General features: G+C 38.5%; 18 protein-coding genes. 12 read left to right on the top strand and 6 right to left on the bottom strand.

Going from position 1 to position 17,961, the window contains the following annotated elements; translation table 11 throughout:
• Positions 1–32 precede the first annotated feature (32 nt).
• The 3 genes from CBM15_RS17045 to CBM15_RS17035 form a co-directional block, all read right to left on the bottom strand.
• On the bottom strand, positions 33–1,754 hold the full coding sequence (locus tag CBM15_RS17045) for an ABC transporter permease (protein ID WP_087618401.1): 1,722 nt from the start codon (positions 1,752–1,754) through the stop codon (positions 33–35).
• A 15-nt stretch (positions 1,755–1,769) separates the two neighbouring features.
• Positions 1,770–2,840, bottom strand: a complete 1,071-nt coding sequence (locus CBM15_RS17040; protein ID WP_087618400.1) for an ABC transporter ATP-binding protein — start codon at positions 2,838–2,840, stop codon at positions 1,770–1,772.
• 73 nt (positions 2,841–2,913) lie between these two features.
• Positions 2,914–4,005, bottom strand: a complete 1,092-nt coding sequence (locus CBM15_RS17035) for an extracellular solute-binding protein (RefSeq protein ID WP_087618399.1) — start codon at positions 4,003–4,005, stop codon at positions 2,914–2,916.
• A 354-nt stretch (positions 4,006–4,359) separates the two neighbouring features.
• Here CBM15_RS17035 and CBM15_RS17030 point away from each other — a divergent pair, with 354 nt between their 5' ends.
• From CBM15_RS17030 to CBM15_RS17020, 3 genes are all read left to right on the top strand, one after another.
• Entirely contained in the window at positions 4,360–4,761 is a 402-nt protein-coding gene (locus CBM15_RS17030; protein ID WP_087618398.1) for a pyridoxamine 5'-phosphate oxidase family protein, read from the top strand.
• Positions 4,762–4,774: 13 nt separating this feature from the next.
• Positions 4,775–5,179: a pyridoxamine 5'-phosphate oxidase family protein gene (locus CBM15_RS17025; protein ID WP_014823008.1), complete on the top strand. Its 405-nt coding sequence runs from the start codon at positions 4,775–4,777 to the stop codon at positions 5,177–5,179.
• Positions 5,180–5,281: 102 nt separating this feature from the next.
• Entirely contained in the window at positions 5,282–5,680 is a 399-nt protein-coding gene (locus CBM15_RS17020) for a DUF2798 domain-containing protein (RefSeq protein WP_239534891.1), read from the top strand.
• 61 nt (positions 5,681–5,741) lie between these two features.
• Here the strand turns inward: CBM15_RS17020 and CBM15_RS17015 are convergent, their stop codons facing one another.
• Positions 5,742–6,230: a hypothetical protein gene (locus CBM15_RS17015; RefSeq protein ID WP_087618396.1), complete on the bottom strand. Its 489-nt coding sequence runs from the start codon at positions 6,228–6,230 to the stop codon at positions 5,742–5,744.
• Positions 6,231–6,494: 264 nt separating this feature from the next.
• On the opposite strand from CBM15_RS17015, the gene CBM15_RS17010 reads away from it, so the two are divergent.
• From CBM15_RS17010 to CBM15_RS19400, 4 genes are all read left to right on the top strand, one after another.
• Entirely contained in the window at positions 6,495–6,965 is a 471-nt protein-coding gene (locus CBM15_RS17010; protein WP_239534887.1) for a Fe-S oxidoreductase, read from the top strand.
• A 273-nt stretch (positions 6,966–7,238) separates the two neighbouring features.
• Positions 7,239–8,567 (top strand): hemolysin family protein, encoded by a 1,329-nt coding sequence (locus CBM15_RS17005; RefSeq protein WP_087618394.1) that lies wholly within the window; start codon positions 7,239–7,241, stop codon positions 8,565–8,567.
• A 56-nt stretch (positions 8,568–8,623) separates the two neighbouring features.
• Entirely contained in the window at positions 8,624–9,691 is a 1,068-nt protein-coding gene (locus CBM15_RS17000) for a hemolysin family protein (RefSeq protein ID WP_039966902.1), read from the top strand.
• A gap of 322 nt (positions 9,692–10,013) precedes the next feature.
• Positions 10,014–10,172 (top strand): hypothetical protein, encoded by a 159-nt coding sequence (locus CBM15_RS19400; protein WP_193433808.1) that lies wholly within the window; start codon positions 10,014–10,016, stop codon positions 10,170–10,172.
• 42 nt (positions 10,173–10,214) lie between these two features.
• Here the strand turns inward: CBM15_RS19400 and CBM15_RS16995 are convergent, their stop codons facing one another.
• A complete protein-coding gene (locus CBM15_RS16995) occupies positions 10,215–10,415 on the bottom strand; it encodes a hypothetical protein (protein WP_087618393.1) in 201 nt (66 codons plus the stop codon).
• 171 nt (positions 10,416–10,586) lie between these two features.
• Between CBM15_RS16995 and CBM15_RS16990 the strand changes: the two genes are divergently transcribed.
• Together CBM15_RS16990 and sstT are read left to right on the top strand one after the other, a co-directional pair.
• Positions 10,587–11,525: a bile acid:sodium symporter family protein gene (locus CBM15_RS16990; protein WP_087618392.1), complete on the top strand. Its 939-nt coding sequence runs from the start codon at positions 10,587–10,589 to the stop codon at positions 11,523–11,525.
• A gap of 213 nt (positions 11,526–11,738) precedes the next feature.
• Positions 11,739–12,950 carry a serine/threonine transporter SstT gene (sstT, locus tag CBM15_RS16985; protein ID WP_087618391.1) on the top strand — a complete coding sequence of 404 codons (1,212 nt, stop codon included), beginning with the start codon at positions 11,739–11,741 and terminating at the stop codon, positions 12,948–12,950.
• 55 nt (positions 12,951–13,005) lie between these two features.
• On the opposite strand, the gene CBM15_RS16980 is transcribed toward sstT, so the two are convergent.
• Entirely contained in the window at positions 13,006–13,932 is a 927-nt protein-coding gene (locus CBM15_RS16980; RefSeq protein WP_087618390.1) for a DUF4003 family protein, read from the bottom strand.
• A gap of 176 nt (positions 13,933–14,108) precedes the next feature.
• On the opposite strand from CBM15_RS16980, the gene CBM15_RS16975 reads away from it, so the two are divergent.
• The 3 genes from CBM15_RS16975 (at position 14,109) to CBM15_RS16965 (ending at position 17,879) form a co-directional block, all read left to right on the top strand.
• Complete coding sequence (locus tag CBM15_RS16975) at positions 14,109–15,323, top strand: carboxylate--amine ligase (RefSeq protein ID WP_087618389.1); 1,215 nt, start codon at positions 14,109–14,111, stop codon at positions 15,321–15,323.
• Positions 15,324–15,430: 107 nt separating this feature from the next.
• Positions 15,431–15,868, top strand: a complete 438-nt coding sequence (locus CBM15_RS16970) for an SACOL1771 family peroxiredoxin (protein ID WP_087618388.1) — start codon at positions 15,431–15,433, stop codon at positions 15,866–15,868.
• 13 nt (positions 15,869–15,881) lie between these two features.
• Positions 15,882–17,879: an ABC1 kinase family protein gene (locus tag CBM15_RS16965; protein ID WP_087618387.1), complete on the top strand. Its 1,998-nt coding sequence runs from the start codon at positions 15,882–15,884 to the stop codon at positions 17,877–17,879.
• The last annotated feature ends 82 nt before the right edge of the window (positions 17,880–17,961 follow it).

The raw sequence follows: 17,961 nt of genomic DNA, 5'->3' as shown, positions 1-17,961 counted from the left end.
AAGCAGTTTTTATGCTTTTACTTTTTTTTTTGCTATATTGCGCTTCCTGCAGAGCCTTTCGATAATCGTTCTGAAATAATCAGTACAATCAGGATTAAAATAATCTGCAGCACACCATACGCGCACGCCGTCCCAAACTTGAAGGCATACAACTTTTGGAAAATTGCAACCGACAATGGAATCGTCGACGTATTATAAATTAAAATCGATGCGACGAATTCCCCTATACTTTGGACAAAAGCCAACAATGTCCCGGCAAGAACGCCGGATAAAGTTAGCGGAATGACAATTCTTCTGAATGTGTACCACCATGATGCCCCTAAACTCCGGGAAGCTTCTTCTACAGACTGGTCCAGCTGCATGAGGGATGCGGATGTTGACCTGAAGACAAGCGGCAAATGCCGGATAAAGTACGCAAGCGGTAAAATCCAGAATGAACCAATTAATACTTGGTTAAATGTAAACGCACTTTCAGTTGAGAAGGCCGCGATTAAGTTAACGGCTACAACTGTACCTGGCAATGCCCACGGAATCGTAATTAAAATATCGAGCGCTGTTTTCCCCTTGAAACTAAGTCTGACCATGGCATATGCTGCAGCAACACCGAATATAATATTGCCGACTGTTGCGATGAAGCCCATCTGCAGCGAGTTCCAAATTGGACGCCATGTCCGCTCATCGGTAAAGAGCGCTTTGTAATGGTCGAGTGTATATTCCGTCGGTAAAATTTGAATTGTCCAAGCACCATCTTTAGAAAACGAAATTAAAATCAGCACTAAAATCGGTAAGATTAAAATTAGCGTCCCAATGAAAGATAGAGCGACCGCTAAATATTTTAGAGGCTTTGAGCTCACTTCAGAGCGGTGAACACTTATGCCTTTACTTAAATTTTGATAATTACGTCGGTTTTGGTACCAACGCATAATAAGTAAAAAGGTGATAGATACGAACGATAAAATGGTTGACTGTGTTGCCGCCATATCCAGATTGCCGTTTGTCCGTGATAAGTATATTTGCATCGTCATCGTACGTTCAACCCCGAACATGAGTGGCGCTGTATAGGATGCCATCGACACCATAAAAACGAGCAGGGAAGATGCGATTAAAGAAGGGGTAAGCATCGGCAAAATAATCTTACGCCAAACACGGATCCGACTTGCACCCAGGCTTGTTGCGGCTTCTTCCAGAGAAGGATCAAGTCCTTTAATTGCGGCAGAAGCAGTTAAATAAAAGTACGTATACATCGTAAACGTATGAACAACAATGACGCCCCAAATCCCTTTCAATGCAAACGGTACATCTTCCAATTGAAACATCTGCTGAAATAAGCGCGGAAAAATGCCGCTTTCTCCATATAAAAATGTAAAGGATAACACCCCGACTAACGGGGGTAATGCCATCGGGACAAGTACTAAAATGGAGAGCAGCCGACGACCAGGAAAATCATAGCGCTCCAGTAAAAAGGCCATCATTACCCCGACAACGGCACAACATATAACACTAATTATCGATATATAAAAGCTGTTCCAAAGTGCCTCTAAATTGGCTGTACTTTCCAAACTGAAAAACTTCTGATAGTTTGCTAGCTGATTGTCGCCTGCAAAACTTTGAATAAATGTTGAGTAAAATGGATAAATGACATAGGCAAATAAAATTAAAAAAAGCGGGGAGATGAGAATATAGACAAAATAGCGTGATTGTGTAAGACGAGACCACCAACTCGCTTCGTATGTGTCAACGGGTTTTTTGCTCATTGTGTGCCTCCTCTCTTATTCTCCTAGAAAATAAATATTTTGTTTAGGGATATGTAATTCAATCATATCGCCAGCTTGCAGTATTGCAGTACCCCGACTGATTATCATTGCTTTTAATGTTGTATCATTCCATTTAATGAAATAATTTACGCTGACTCCAGTAAATTCAATCAGCTCAACGATACCTGTAACGGTGTTTTCTCCAGGACCACTTTCAAATGCTTCAGGACGGATTGATATAAAAATTTCATCTCCGTTCGATACTTGAAGTCCAGGTGCTAAGTTTTCCGTCAATCCCTGTAATACCAATCCATTGTCATTAGTAACAGTAATAATGTTGTCCTCAATTGATTGAACTTTCATTGTAAGCAAGTTTGTTTCTCCGATAAAAGTAGCGACGAAGCGGTTGTTTGGGCGGTGGTAAATTTCCTGTGGTGTACCAATTTGTTTCACGACACCATGCTCCATTACCATAATCCGATCCGACATTGCCATTGCTTCAGTCTGGTCATGGGTAACGTAGATTGTCGTCACACCGAGCTCTGACTGAATTCGTTTAATTTCAATGCGTGTTTCCTCACGCAGCTTTGCATCCAAATTGGATAATGGCTCATCCAGCAGCAAAATATCAGGTTCAATAACAAGTGCTCGTGCCAAAGCAACACGCTGCTGTTGTCCACCTGATAACTCATTGATCTTACGTGTGCCATATGGTCCTAAATGAACGAGCTCTCGTATCCGGTCAACCTTTTCTTTAATTGTTTTTTTATCATATTTCCGAATTTCCAGACCGAATGCGATATTTTCATTGACGGTCATATGCGGGAAGAGTGCATAGTTTTGAAACACCATTCCGATATTACGTTTATTAGGCTGCAATGTTGTGACATCCTGATTGTCAAAATAAATCTTTCCTTTAGAAGGGTAGTAAAATCCGGCGATCATCCGTAATGTAGTTGTCTTGCCGCAGCCACTAGGACCTAAAAATGTAAAAAACTCACCCGATTTTATATCCAGCTCTAAATCTTTGACACTTACGACATCACCGAATTTTTTTGAAACGTCGTTAATATGAACAGCTTTCATCCAATCCAACTCCCTTCACACCGACAAATTATGAAAAGAAAGACCTCTTAATTCAGAGGTCAGTCTATAACTACTATTTACCTTTACCTTTAATGTTTGTATCCCAATATTCCATCCATTCCGCTTCTTTATCGGCCATAACTTGCCAATCGATCTCCAAAGATTTCAAATCCAGCTCTTTATACCAGTCCGGCATAGCATCCGCTGCAATATCAGTACGTGTTGGGATTTGGTAATACTCTTTTGAAAGCTCAATCATTGTCTCCTGATCGAACAGGAATTCCATAAATAATTTCGCATTTTCCTCGTTTTTCGCATTGTTTACAATACCGACTGCATCGACTAAAATCGGTGCACCACTTTCCGGATAAATAAAGTCAAACGTGTAATCCGTTGTATGTTTTTTCAGTAAAATATCCTGCAAGTTCCATAATGAAATCGAACCTTCTTGACGTGCAAGTTTCAAATACAATGCATTAGGATCCTGCGTATATTCTTTCGTGTTCGCATCCAGTTGCTTCAGCCATTCATAGCCTTTTGACGGATCATCGGCACCTTGACGGAAAATCATAGAAGAATAAATTGTCCGCATCGTTCCTGAAGCAAGGACACCGCGAATTAAAATCTCATCTTTCCACTTCGGATCAAGTAAATCATCCCAATCCTGAGGTCCTTCTTCTGGTGACATGACATCACTATTAATCATAATGACTTCAGGTAACAGCATTTCACCGACCCACCGATTTTGTTCATCTTTATGAAGCGGGTCAATAGCATCGATAAATGAAGGATCCCACTGTAAAAGTAAATCTTCATTTGCGGCAACCATCATCGCAGCTTGTGTACCACCCCACCAAAAATCCCCTTGTGGATTGGCTTTTTCACCACGGACACGCTCTAAAATTTGCTGGGCACCCATTGTCATATATTCCACTTCAATATCCGGGTAACGCTCATTAAATTTTTCAATAACACCCTGTACCATGTTTTCATCACGTCCTGTGTAAATGACGAGCTTGCCGGAAGCATTTTCTTCTGTTGTACCTTCTGTCGTGCCGCTATTGCCTTGCGTTGACTCATTTGTCGTCTCTTCGGCGTCGCTACACGCAGCCAAAACTAATAAAAGAGTTGTGAGAATAAGAGAAAGCCAAGTAAATCTTTTCATCCAATGTCCTCCTTACATATAGTTTTTCATTGTCATGCAGAATAAAGGATATCTATTCCAATTTCATTTTATCTACAAATTTTTTAATATTCAAACAAATATCCCTATATCTTTTAATTTTTTACAGTTTAAATAATTAAAACAGATGAGTTTTTTACACGGTCATTTTTAAAACGAGGAAAAACGAGAGGACTATACGCTACGTTGAATATGAAGAAAGTTGTTTTATTTAAATTTATTAGGGGAATTATAAAAACATCAGCACATCAGCAGTTTTGCAAAATTCTTCTATCAAGTTGGACGTGCTTCTCATCTCATGAATGATGGAACTTAATTTACCGGAGGAGTGAAAATATGAGTAATAAAGAAATTGCATTGCAAATTTTAAATGAAAACAGTATTGGCGTTATGGCCACAAATAATAACGGTGTGCCCAATTCGCGCTACATGACATTTCACTATGTTGAATCAAAACTGTATACCGTGGCAAAGGAAGATTCCGATGTAGTGCGTGAAATTAAGGAATATGGAGGTACCCATATTTTATTAGGCTATGAAAGCGATGGCTTACTTGAAACATTTTTAGAAATCGAAGGCAATGCAGCGACAACATTAAATGATGTTGTGAAGCAGCAGCTGCTTGAAAAATATTCAGAGCATGCGGACGGAAACTTTGTGCTCATTCAAGTTACGCCAACAAGAATGAGAATTATGAATAAAAACGGAAAAAACCAGGAAGAAATTCAACTATATTAAGGGAGGCATCGTAATGGAAACATTAAAGGAAAAAGTACTTTCAATTATTAAAGATCATAAAATTGGAACAATGGCTACATTAAACGGACGTCACCCTTATGTTCGTTACATGACATTTACTAATGAAGACTTCACACTATATGCGACAACAACAGAGGATTCCCAAAAAGTGTACGATTTAAATGAAAATCCCTACACTCATATTTTACTTGGCTATACTAAGGAAGATCTTGATGCCCCATATTTAGAAATTACAGCAAAACTAAGCGAAGTAAAAGATGATACATTAAAGCTGAAAATTACAAACTTCTTTAAAGACGTTTTTACTTCAGAAGACGGGGATATGGTGACACTTCAATTCGATCCAATCACAATCAAATTAATGAATGATGGCGAACCGCAGGAACTGAAGCTGTAACGTCTTAATTTATTTAATCGGTTAGCGAAGCAATGGCATATATCGTTGTCATTGCTTTTTCTGTTGCATAAAGATTTAAAATATTTAACAACCCCGCTCATTATGGGGTTTGAGCGAGGTTTTACTAAGGAAGTCTATTTTGGTACGTTAAAAATTTTACCGATTATGTGGATTATCGTTGTATTGCTTGTCCGTTTAGTAGCGGGTCCTCTAGTAGGTAAAATTATGCCTAAATTTGTTGGTCAAACAGACGGTTTCAATGCGCGTGTCCTATTAAATACTCTCTTAAACGTGACGGTTTTATCGGTTTGTTTAACGATTATCGGAACATGGGTAGGCACCAAAACATTTGGTTTAGAGCCTCTCAAAAAATTTTTCCATATTTGGCCACGAAATTTTGCGATCGCTTTTTGGATTGAGTTATTAGTCGCACAGCCAATTGCACGCTTTGCTATGAAAAAATTACATGAAAGTCAAACTGCAAAAGAAGCAGCACAATAATAAGTAAAAGCTCTTATGGCGTAGTAATGAATACTACGGCATAAGAGCTTTTGTACTTAAGTTAGAAACATTGGAAAGTCAGGATTGAGTTACGGTTTACTGAACTGTATACCCAACCGAAACGTCCCCATCTAAAGCCTAAAATGATATTGCTCGTAACAAACGTCGGGAAGAACCAGAAACTATTTCCGTTTCGTTGCCAAATGAACGTATTACGGTAAATACAACGTCTTATACCACTGGAACCTTGCTGTGACTGGCCAGCAGATAATTGTTGCATTTGGGGAGTAAAGGTAGGGGGCGGACCCATTGGCATTGGGGTATTACCACCAGGACCTCCACCAGGACTGCCAGGGAAGCCGCCAGGACCACCACCAGGGAATCCTGGTCCACCTGGGAACCCACCAGGGAATCCTGGTCCGCCAGGGAACCCACCTGGTCCTCCTGGAAAACCTCCCGGGCCTTGGCCGGGTGGGGCTGGGAAAAACTGTTGTTGAAATGGTTGTCCTGCAGGGCTCTCATCAAAGCGTTCAAACGGATTTTGATACAACAAGCATACCTTCTTTCTTAAGTATTCTTTGTAATGTATGTAAATGTGGATAAACGCCAATAGGAATTCGCCTAATACGAGTCAAAATACCTTAGTGATCATAATTTTCGCCCAGAAATTTAGTTCAATATGTTTTATTACATATTGAACTAAGGGAAAGTGTTAACGAATGGACAATCATTTAAAGTAAGGTAGAAGATTTGAAAATTGTTTGAAAGTGAACTAAAATTCACTATGAAGATGTAAAAGAGAAGGGAATTTATGATGAAAAAATATTTGTTCGCTATAATCTTATTGTTGTTGGCAGGTTGTAGTAATGGAGATAGTACAAAAGTTAAATTTACCGAAAAACAAGCAGTACCATTTGAAATTATTAAGTATGATGAAAAAATTGCACCGATTTACGAGACGCTCGTACCGCATATTGCCTATGCAAATACGCAAGGACAGTTTGAATCCTTGCAAGCTCGCTTTGATGTAGACAATTTCACGCTTGATATGGATAAATATATGGCTGTCTTTATAGTTACTTACTCGGGTAGCTGTGGTACTTCAGTCGATAATGTTTACAAACATGGTAATTACTTGGCAGTTCAATTGATCGACAATGTGGGACAAAAATGTGAAGATGAAGGCGTCCCTCATACATTCGTTCTCCAAGTGGAGAAAGACGAATATGAAAAAGTTCAATTATATAACGGCGAAATTTTAAAATCTTCAATGGATGTAGAATAAATTTATTAAAAGTTTTCAGCTTTGATTATTCAAAGTTGAAAGCTTTTTTTTTATAGTTCTATATTTATTGGGCACAATTAATTGTGATTTGATAAAAAAAACTATATAATTTTTATAAACTATAACGTGATGGTTTTGAACATCCTTCTACAAGAGTTAGTAACTTCACCATTATAGTTAGCATGTTCAATAGGATAGTTGGGTACATAACAGAAAGGCCGAATTACTATTAAATTATTTTTGGAGGTGAATCCCTCACGCTGAGGGAAGTAATTGGACGTAAACACCATATTAAACATCATTTTATTAATTATTTTTTTAGGTTTAACTGGATTTTTCGTTGCAGCTGAATTTGCTGTTGTTAAAATTCGTAAATCCCGTATTGACCAATTGATTTTGGAAGGCAATAAGAAAGCAGTCATTGCAAAAAAAGTAGCAGGAGACCTAGATTATTATTTATCTGCCTGTCAGCTTGGTATTACCATTACAGCAATCGGTTTAGGTGCGTTTACGAAGCCGTATGTAAAAGAACTGCTATATCCTGTATTTGACTGGTTAAATGTTTCGGATGTTGTAGCTTCGGCTGCTTCTTATGTAATTGCACTAGCTATTGTAAGTTATTTGCACGTAGTAATTGGCGAAATGGCGCCAAAAACGTTAGCGATTCAGTTTTCCGAGAAAGTAACTTTAATGCTTGCAGGACCACTTTATTGGTTCGGTAAAATTATGTATCCGTTTATTCAGGCATTAAATGGAACATCTCGGTTACTATTACGTGCAGTTGGTGTTAAATCAGCAAGTGAAGAGCAGGCCTATTCTGAAGAAGAACTGAAAATCATTATGGCACAGAGTTTCCAGGGCGGACAAATTGACCAACAAGAACTGAAATATTTAGAAAATGTATTTGCTTTTGATGAGCGTGTTGCAAAAGATATTATGGTGCCTCGAACAGACTTAGTTACAATCGACAAAGATATGAGCGCCGAAGAGATTATCCAAATTTTAGATGAACATAACTATACACGTTATCCGATTGTTGAAAATAATGATAAAGACCGCATTATTGGTGTGATAAATGCAAACAAGCTTCTTAGCTATATCGTTTCAAATCGAACAGTACAGCTCGAGCAGTTTTTAACGAAAGTACCATTTGTTTTAGGTGTGACTAGTATCCAGGATGCACTATTAAAAATGCAAAAGGCGAAAGTGCATATGACGGTCATTATCGATGAATATGGCGGTACAGCCGGAGTATTAACGATGGAAGACGTTTTGGAAGAGCTGGTTGGAGAGATTCGGGATGAATTTGACGAGGATGAAGTAGATGATATCCGTAAGTCAGGAGAAAACGAATATACGATTAATGGTCGTGTACTGCTCGATGAACTGGAAGATCGTTTCGGTTTTGAGTTTGAGGACAGTGAAGAGATAGATACAATTGGCGGCTGGATTCAGCATACGAACATCGATTCAATCAAAAACGGTGAAGAGCTTCAAATCGGTGATGAAATTAAATTCGACGACCATATTTGGGTCATTACAGATATGGACAATTATCAAATTAAGGAAGTTGTATTAAGACAATATAAACTTCAGCAGTAAATGATCGATACTTTATATGTCTTGGAGGTGAATCCCTCATATTTCGGGGGAATTAATTGGATAGTATTATAATGATAAATTTAATTTTAATTGCAGTATTTATTTTGTTAACAGCCTTTTTCGTTGGAGCAGAATTCTCAATTTTAAAAGTGCGTATGTCACGAATCGATCAGCTGATCGCAGAGGGCAATAAAAAAGCCGTCACGGCAAAAAAGGTAACACAGGATTTGGATTATTATTTGTCAGCCTGTCAGCTTGGTATTACGATTACAGCGTTAATTCTTGGTGCACTCGGGGAACCGACCGTAGAAAAAATGCTTGAGCCTGTTTTTGACTACTTCAGCATTCCAGCGGCGGTTGCAACAGCCCTTTCTTATGTTATTGCATTATCGGTTGTTACTTTTTTACACGTAGTACTTGGCGAATTAATGCCAAAGACATTGGCTATCCAATATGCAGAAAAAATGACACTATTATTGGCACCGCCACTTTATTGGTTCGGTAAAATTACAGGACCGATTATCTCGATATTAAACGGTTCTGCTCGTGGGCTGCTTAAAATCTTTGGTGTCAAACCGGCTGGTCACGATACAGTTTACTCTGAAGAAGAGCTTAAAATGATTGTGACGCAAAGTTATGAAGGTGGAGAAATCAACCAGACAGAGCTTGCCTATCTAGAAAATATTTTCGCTTTTGATACACGGAAATTACGGGAAGTAATGATTCCCCGCAATGAAATAATTACAATCGAAAAAACGTATACATTAGAGCAAATTCTTGCTGTTATTGACGAGTACGAATTTACGCGTTATCCGGTCATTGATCGCAGTAAAAATACAGCAGCCTTTATCGGTTTCATTAACTCGAAGGAAATGCTGACAGATATAGCTGCGGGACGGAAGAATAATTTCAGTACGTATATTCGTGAGATTCCCCGTTATAAGGAAACAGTAGCGATAAAAGACGTGTTTTTAAAAATGCAGCAATCGCGCAACCATATGGCGATTGTTACAGATGAAAAAGGTGTCACAATCGGTCTTGTGACGATGGAAGATATATTGTCAGAAATCGTTGGAGAAATTGAAGATGAAGACGATGGGGAAATTATCGTTCCCTCAACATAAAGTGATACGCCAATCCGTGGGGGTATTTTTCATCCCCCGGATTGGAAGGAACACAAGCTAAAACCGTCACGTCCTGTGACAACGCTTGTGTGACCAACATCGTGTTGGCCCGAACCAATCGGGCCTTTACGGTTAGTCTTGCCTCTGCCGTTACGCTTTCGAGGTAGATAAATTACTACCCGTTAATGCGGGATAAGAAAAGGTCGTAATGGATGGGCATATTGTCAATTATTTGCGGCTTTTTTTAGTATTATCGAAAGTTGAGCTAATAGATTAAAAGGGCAAATGTCACTATAATTAAAGCAATAAGGAGCTGTTGGAAATGCAATGTGGTGCAAAATGTTTTTTAGTGGAAATTGAGCATAATGGCGAAAAAAAGCAAGTTCAAGTGAAAGCAAGATCATCCGTACGTGCCAGAAAAACAGTACGCATTCAATTTGAAGAAGCCGTTAACATCCTATCCGTAAAGGAAGAAAAATAAAAATGAGCAACCAACAATACGGTTGCTCATTTTTCATTTGTTTTACTTATTCTGCTTTTCCAACTTTATTTGTTTAACTAAATGTACAATTAACATAATGATTCCGACTGTACAAAATAGAAGACTGACGATAAATAATACAAGCCATGAAGTAATGCTCCAGTTAGTTGTGAAAAAGATAGAACTGATTAATAAAAGTATCCCGATAAACAAGACAAGATAGCCCTTTTTAGATAATGACAATGCAATAACCTCCTTAAATACCTATCATAAAAATACCATAATGTTTGCAAACTTATCTATTTAAACGGTTGCTTTACTAAATTGATGGTTGAATTTCATTCTGGTCCGGACGGAATCCGCTTATGATACAATTCGGTAAGGAATATAAATTCAAGAAAAGAGGCACAATGCATGGTTCAATTGCTCAATCAATTTATTCAAAAATGGATGCCGGTATTAACACCGCTCAGTTTAGTCATCGGTGTGCTGCTCGAAAAAATCGGAACACATTTTCTTTTTCTAGTCCCGGTCTTGTTTGCCGTGATGACTTTCATCAGCAGCTTGAATCTAAAATTTCGCGATATAAAAGTGTTTAAACAATACCCTAAAACGATTTTATTTGTCATCGCTTTTCTACATATTCTCATGCCTTTATGGGCGTTCTTTCTGGCAGAACTCATATTCGATGACCGCTTATTAACGATTGGATTTCTAATATCCGTTGCCGTGCCAACAGGGGTTACGAGCGTTATTTGGGTGACGATCAGTAAAGGAAACTTGCCTTTATCTCTCGCCATTATATTGATTGATACTCTGCTTGCTCCGATCCTTATGCCATTAATTTTGCATTTAGTTGTCGGGGAATCGATATCGCTAAATACATCAGCACTTATTTTTGATCTTATTTGGATGATTGTTTTACCGTCTATATTGGGTATCCTTGTAAACGAATGGACGAAAGGGAAGTTATTCTTACAATATGGAAAACCTATGTCTTTAGTTTCGAAGCTCTGTTTATTCGGAATTATTATGATTAATAGTAGTGCAATTGCACCGTATGTAAAAACGATTGACTTGGAGCTTGCGAAAGTTATTGCTGCTGTCCTGTTTTTGGCAGTTTCTGGCTATGTATTCTCCCTTGTACTTGGTCGGCTGTTTTGGAAATCAGAGGCTGATCAGGCGACATTTGTTTTTAATGGAGGAATGCGGAATATTGCGGTAGGTGTTGTTATCGCAACAACATATTTTCCATCAAAAGTAGCGATGCCGGTCGTTTTCGGGATGTTATTCCAGCAAGTTTTAGCTTCAATATTTTATAAAATAATCCGAAAAAACTCGGAAACAGTTTAAAGTCGCTTGTTAACATTGTACTGTGGAAAAATACAGTTGTGTTATTTAGTCGCACATTGTATTATTGGTCTATAGTAAATTATTAAATTTTGAAGTGTTATATAGAAAAGTAGCTTCAGCCGGAGAATTTTGTAGTGCATTGATCAGATCCATTCACTTACTCGTCTCAAACATCCAGAAGCAATGTAACATCTTAGAATAGCGGGGGAAATTATGAAAAGATTGTTCGAAAAATGGAACAGCATTAACTTAGTAAACCGTATTATTATTGGTATAATTATTGGTGTTATTTTAGCATTGACGATACCGGAAGCGGTGAGTGGTATTACCATTCTAGGGACTCTATTCGTTTCATCCTTAAAAGCAGTTGCACCGATTTTGGTGTTCGTGCTTGTTATTAATGCGATTGCTTCACATGCTGGCGGCAAAGCAACAAATATGAAGATGATTCTTGCTTTATACGGGGTTGCGACATTCGCGGCAGGATTTGTTGCAGTCATTGCAAGCTTTATTTTCCCGACAGTATTAACATTAAAAACAGAAGCACAGGATGTGGCTCCGCCTAGCGGGATACTTGAAGTGTTTGAAACATTATTATTCAATATCGTGACAAACCCGGTAAGTGCAATTATGAACGCAAATTATCTCGGCATTTTAGCTTGGGCAGTTGTTTTAGGGATTGCTTTAAAAGCTGCGAACGATTCAACTAAAGGTGTTATTGCGAATTTTTCGGATGCGATTACAAAAGTTGTGCAATGGATTATTAACTTAGCGCCATTCGGTATTTTAGGAATAGTATTTGAAGCGATTTCAACGACAGGCCTTTCAGCATTAGGGGAATATGCTCGTCTAATTCTGATCTTAGTAGGAACAATGTTCTTTGTAGCGCTCGTTGTGAATCCACTTATTGTATATGCAGTAGCACGCAGAAATCCGTATCCGCTTATTTTTACATCTATAAAAGAGAGCGGAATTACAGCCTTTTTCACACGTAGTTCAGCGGCCAATATTCCAGTCAATATGGCTTTGGCAGAGAAGCTGAAATTAGATAAAGATACATATGCAGTATCGATACCTTTAGGTGCAACAATTAATATGGGCGGGGCTGCGATTACAATTTCCGTACTGACGATGGCAACTGCTCATACATTAGGTATCGAAGTTGATTTCCTGACTGCGGTCATCTTAATGGTAATGGCTGCAGTATCGGCTGCTGGTGCTTCAGGTGTTGCAGGCGGGTCGCTGTTACTGATTCCGTTAGCATGTAGCCTATTTGGGATTTCAGATGATATTGCGATGCAAGTCGTAGCAATTGGTTTTATCATCGGTGTAATCCAGGATTCTTGTGAAACAGCATTGAATTCCTCGACGGATATCGTATTTACGGCAGCTGCTGAATATGCGAAAGAACGTAAACAAAATTAATAAAACTGTGCTGAATGGGGTCTCTTCCGGTTCAGCACAGTTTTTTGTTTTTCTTTCAGTCAGCACCGCCAGCAGGAAGGTCGCTTTCATAAGGACCAGAATTTGAATGCTCTGCAGCAGAGAAAATAACTGTGGAGAAATCTACATCATATGAGGGTAAGTCACCGATAGATTCAGTCGATGTGTAAATTTGAGTGGCTACCAGCAATGAGTTAAACTGGCTTCGATCCATCTTTAAAAAGCGGCAAATTTCTTCATGCATATCATGTAGTGCCGGGAATTGGTGTACTTCGAACTTCGCAAGCGAGAGCAGGGCAATCGTATTGTAATGGTACGGTGTAAGTTTTTTTTCTGTTTTTCTAATAAAAGTCGTCAACTCTTTTAATCGGGCAAAGGTTTCATTATGAAAAACCCCTGTTCCGATTGTTAAAATGACAGCTGTATTTGTCGTGTCCTTTGTTCGTTCATATCCGATAGACACAAGCGCCTGATAATACTTTTCCACACTATTTGCCAATACTTTAGTATCTTCCACCCGCCCGGCAAGCATCGTACTCGTGGAAAGTTTTAAAGGCGCATATTTTACGCTTTGTTTGTTCATTAATTCTGTAATTAACAGACCGATTCGCTCGATATGTTCTTCCGAGTTTAAATAGGCAGCCGCTATATAGCTGTCTTCATGGCGGCTAAACTGCTTCGTCAATAATTTATGGAGATTTATAACCTCAACGATTTTTTCAGGTTCCTTTGCATAATGAACATAATATGTATTAATAATTTGAGTATTAACGCGAGCAAAGTTATACCATTTTGTATTGTTTTTAATTTGTTGACGCACGTTTTCATAATCCTCATAGTTAAATACGATATTGCGGACAGTCAGTTTTAGTGCAAGGTCAATATAAAAATATTTTGCATCTGCCCCAAAATATAAAACGATTTTATCAATGTTTGTGAAGAATAATTGTAATTGAGCATTCATCCCGATCACCTCTTACTTAATACGTACGTTTTAAACGAGGAGAAGTTTCATTAAAATATTCGGGAAATAATAAAAACCATTTACAAAATACAGCATAAATCGATAGAGTATTGTATGATAAATAAGTGATAAATCAAATAAGAATACCGTTGAACAGATTGAGAGGAAGTATAGTAATGACTCGACAACCATTTTTACCGATTATTGTCGGTACTGATATTAATGCATACAACATGGCGATTTCTTTCCATGAAGAATATAAGATCCATCCGATTCTAGTAGGAAAAGGTGTTTTACCTTTTACAAACTTAAGCAATATTCCACGTGCGATTGAGTATGACAAAAAACTCGGTGAACCGGATCAGTTTGCCAAAATTTTAATTAGCGTAGCGAAAAAATATGAAAAAGAAGCAGAAAAACTGATTCTGATCGGCACAAATGATTTATACGTCCGTTTAATTATTGAAAACAGCGCGATATTAAGAGATTACTTCGTGTTCAACTATATCGACGAAACGTTAATGAATGATTTACAGATTAAATCCAATTTCTATAAACTTTGCGAACAATATGGAATCGATATTCCGACGACGGTATTTTATGATTGCAAAACAGATGGTCAATTCGAAACCGAGATGATGTATCCGGTTATTATTAAACCGAGTAACGGGATTGAGTATAGCCGTCATCCATTTGAAGGACAGGCGAAAGTTTTCAAAGTAGAAAACAAAGAAGAAGTCCAACAAGTGATCGATATGATTAAAAAAAGCGGCTACCAGGAAGAACTTATTATTCAGGATTATATTCCCGGTGACGATACAGCAATGTGGGATTCGGTTGTCTATGTCAATTCAAAAGGCGAAACACAGCTCGTATCGTTTGCACAAGTTGTTCTTCAGGAACATACGAAAACGGCGATTGGCAATTACACGGCGCTTATTTCCCGTTATAACGAAGAAGTAATGACGAAACTGCGCGGCTTTTTGGAAGCGGTCGGCTATCGCGGCTACGGAAACTTTGATTTAAAATATGATGAGCGTGACGGGAAGTTTAAAGTGTTTGAAGTAAATATTCGCCAAGGCCGTTCAAGTTATTATATTAATGCAATGGGTCATAATTTAGCGCGCAACTTTGTTGAAGACCTGATTTACGATATTCCAAAACCATGCTCGTATTTAAAAGGGGATGTGCTGTTTTCAGTCGTGCCGAAAATTGTATTAAAAAAATTCGTTTACGATGAAGCGGTGAAAAAGGATATTCGACGTTTGATTCAGGAAAAGAAAATTGTGAATCCGTTGTTCTATAAACAGGACAAGCATTTTAAACGCAAAATCTACATGTTCATCCGTCAGGTTAACTACTATAAAAAATATAAACAAAACGTATGGTAAACATCAGCCGATTAACAGGAGCTTCCTGTTAGTCGGCTGTTTTCATTAGCTGAACATCCTAAGCGAAAAATGTTATAGTTAAAGAAAATTGAAAAGAGTGAACAGTAATGACGGTACATACTTTTACATTAACGATTGACTGGCCAGGGGGACGAAATTCGGTTGGTGACTTAAAAACCGAACGATTGCAGACGCAAATTTCGATTCCGCCTGAAATGGATGGACCAGGTATTGGGACAAATCCGGATGAAATGCTGCTCGGTGCTGCAGCAACCTGTTACTTAATTACACTGGCGGCAATGCTTGAACGAAGCCAAATTGATGCAAAGCTGAATTTGAAATCAGAAGGGCTTGTTGATGTGACAAATGGTGTTTTTACTTATAAAGCGATCCATCACTATGTCGACATTGACCTGCAAAATAAGGAAGATGAACGTGCCCGTCGTGCAGCGGAGCGCTATGCATATAAGGCAGAGGAAACTTGTATGATTAGTAAAGCGTTAAAAGGGAATGTAGAAGTGCATACACATTTAACTTTGACCTAAAGGGGCGATTTGAATGGATTTCATATCAGCTATACTTCAATTACTTATTGCATCCGTGCTTGTTTTCTTCATTAGCGGCCGTTTAATCGGCTCACAAATAAGTCTGATGAAAAGAATATTATCCGTGTTAATTAGTGTTTCCCTTACGACATTTGTATTTTGGTATACATATTTACGAGGATCGGACTATTATGACCAAGGAATCGTTTCGAATGTAGTCAACATTACAACACTTATCTGGCTCGGCAGTATGCTTCTGATTTCGATGCTGCTTTATCTGTTTTTTGAGCTGTTTGATTCGATAGAATTGAATGAAAATGGCACACCTGTCGGCAGACGTTCCTATTTTAAGACACTGATAACTTATTGGAAGCGTCAAAAACGGTTACGTGAAGTTGTAGGAATCGCTGTAACGAACGGGGTCACAAGAACGATGAAATATGCCCGTGCCCGCGAAGATGAACGGGAACTGGCAAAAGCATTACGGGACACGCTGGAACAGTGCGGCGGGGTATTTATTAAATTTGGACAAGTACTGTCAACGCGTAAAGAGCTCTTGTCTCCCATCTTTATTGAGGAACTTGAAAAGCTTCAGCAACATGTGAAACCCCTTACCGAGCAGCAAGTTGACCAAATAATTGCAGAAAATTTCAATGCAGGTACGCACCAAATCTTTTCTTATATAAGTAAAACTCCGTTAGCTTCCGCTTCAATCGGTCAAGTACATAAAGCGGTGTTAAAGGAAACGAACGAACCTGTCGTTGTGAAGTTTTTACGGCCTGATGTCAAAAATATTATGCAGGATGATTTATCGATTTTAATGGAGTTTGCCAGATGGATTTCCAGTAAATCGCAATGGGCTGAAAACTTAGGCTTTTACGACTTGGCAAAAGGCTTCAGCATGGCGTTAAAGGAAGAAATTGATTTTATTATTGAGGCACGCAACATGGAACAGGTTGCCAAGATTGTCGAACGTGGCAGTATCGATGTGAAAGTGCCGAAAGTATACCGGGAATGCAGTAATTCAAATGTTGTGGTGATGGAATATATAAAAGGGAAATCCGTTACAGTAGGAAATGCATTATTTACGGAGTTGGGCATTGACCGCCATCAGTTTGCACAAACATTATTGTATTCGTTTTTAGAGCAAACGCTTATTTCCGGAATTTTTCATGCGGATCCACATCCGGGAAATATTTATATTGAGGAAACAACCGGGCGTGTCGCAATTCTCGATTATGGGGCTGTCGGCCGTTTAGCTGAATTGCAGCAGGAAGGGTTAAAATATTTTCTAGTCGGAATTCATCAAAATGATGCAGCACTTGTTGTTGATGGTATTGCCCAACTTGTGGAAAATGCCGAGCAGATCAATCGGCATGAAATGGAGCAGGCGATTAGCCAGATCCTGTTGAAAATTAATTATGTGTCGACAATCCCTACAGATGAGCTAATGTACTCCATCTTCTCTGTAGTGCGTGAATTTGGACTCCACTTTTACCCATCCGTCAATGTGGCATTACGTGCGATTGTTACATTGGATGGCACATTGTCCGTTATTTGCCCAGGGTTTAGGATTTTCAGTGAAGTAAAAGATTTCTCCAATGATTATTTGAAATCAAGCTTATTGAAACCGTTCAAACATCCGGGCGAGACGAAAGACTTAATTGAAGAAGAACTGGCATTGTTATTACCGAATATACGGAAAATACCGCGTCGTCTTGACCAGCTGTTCAGGAAAGTGGAAAGCGGGAAAATTATTTTGCATCATGATATTTTTTCGGATAAAGCGAATTCCATGTTTGTCACTCAGCTGTTTTCACGGTTTGTTCTGCTGATGGTTGGGATTACATTTGGGATTATATCGGTGGCATTGCTCGCAATATCGCAATTTATTCATAATGCCTATGCAATTTATTTGAATACCGCTGCTTATTTAGGCTTGTTTTTATGTGCGATTTTGCTCGTGCGATTATCGATTCAAGCAATCCGAGATATGAAGCGTACAAAGTAGAGGCTTAAAATAATCCAAAATGCCATTTTTCTTCTTAAGGAAAATGGCATTTTTTGCTGTGCGTAAAAATTGATTTCCATTC

This window comes from Solibacillus kalamii, assembly GCF_002174535.1.
GTDB lineage: Bacteria > Bacillota > Bacilli > Bacillales_A > Planococcaceae > Solibacillus > Solibacillus silvestris.
This window is presented reverse-complemented; position numbering and strand designations above follow the sequence as displayed.

Bases quoted from the DNA above. Each gene is read 5' to 3' on its own strand.
- CBM15_RS17045 (WP_087618401.1), bottom strand. From the start codon at position 1,754: ATGAGCAAAAAACCCGTTGACACATACGAAGCGAGTTGGTGGTCTCGT.
- CBM15_RS17040 (WP_087618400.1), bottom strand. From the start codon at position 2,840: ATGAAAGCTGTTCATATTAACGACGTTTCAAAAAAATTCGGTGATGTC.
- CBM15_RS17035 (WP_087618399.1), bottom strand. From the start codon at position 4,005: ATGAAAAGATTTACTTGGCTTTCTCTTATTCTCACAACTCTTTTATTA.
- CBM15_RS17030 (WP_087618398.1), top strand. From the start codon at position 4,360: ATGAGTAATAAAGAAATTGCATTGCAAATTTTAAATGAAAACAGTATT.
- CBM15_RS17025 (WP_014823008.1), top strand. From the start codon at position 4,775: ATGGAAACATTAAAGGAAAAAGTACTTTCAATTATTAAAGATCATAAA.
- CBM15_RS17020 (WP_239534891.1), top strand. From the start codon at position 5,282: ATGGGGTTTGAGCGAGGTTTTACTAAGGAAGTCTATTTTGGTACGTTA.
- CBM15_RS17010 (WP_239534887.1), top strand. From the start codon at position 6,495: ATGAAAAAATATTTGTTCGCTATAATCTTATTGTTGTTGGCAGGTTGT.
- CBM15_RS19400 (WP_193433808.1), top strand. From the start codon at position 10,014: ATGCAATGTGGTGCAAAATGTTTTTTAGTGGAAATTGAGCATAATGGC.
- CBM15_RS16990 (WP_087618392.1), top strand. From the start codon at position 10,587: ATGGTTCAATTGCTCAATCAATTTATTCAAAAATGGATGCCGGTATTA.
- sstT (WP_087618391.1), top strand. From the start codon at position 11,739: ATGAAAAGATTGTTCGAAAAATGGAACAGCATTAACTTAGTAAACCGT.
- CBM15_RS16980 (WP_087618390.1), bottom strand. From the start codon at position 13,932: ATGAATGCTCAATTACAATTATTCTTCACAAACATTGATAAAATCGTT.
- CBM15_RS16975 (WP_087618389.1), top strand. From the start codon at position 14,109: ATGACTCGACAACCATTTTTACCGATTATTGTCGGTACTGATATTAAT.
- CBM15_RS16970 (WP_087618388.1), top strand. From the start codon at position 15,431: ATGACGGTACATACTTTTACATTAACGATTGACTGGCCAGGGGGACGA.
- CBM15_RS16965 (WP_087618387.1), top strand. From the start codon at position 15,882: ATGGATTTCATATCAGCTATACTTCAATTACTTATTGCATCCGTGCTT.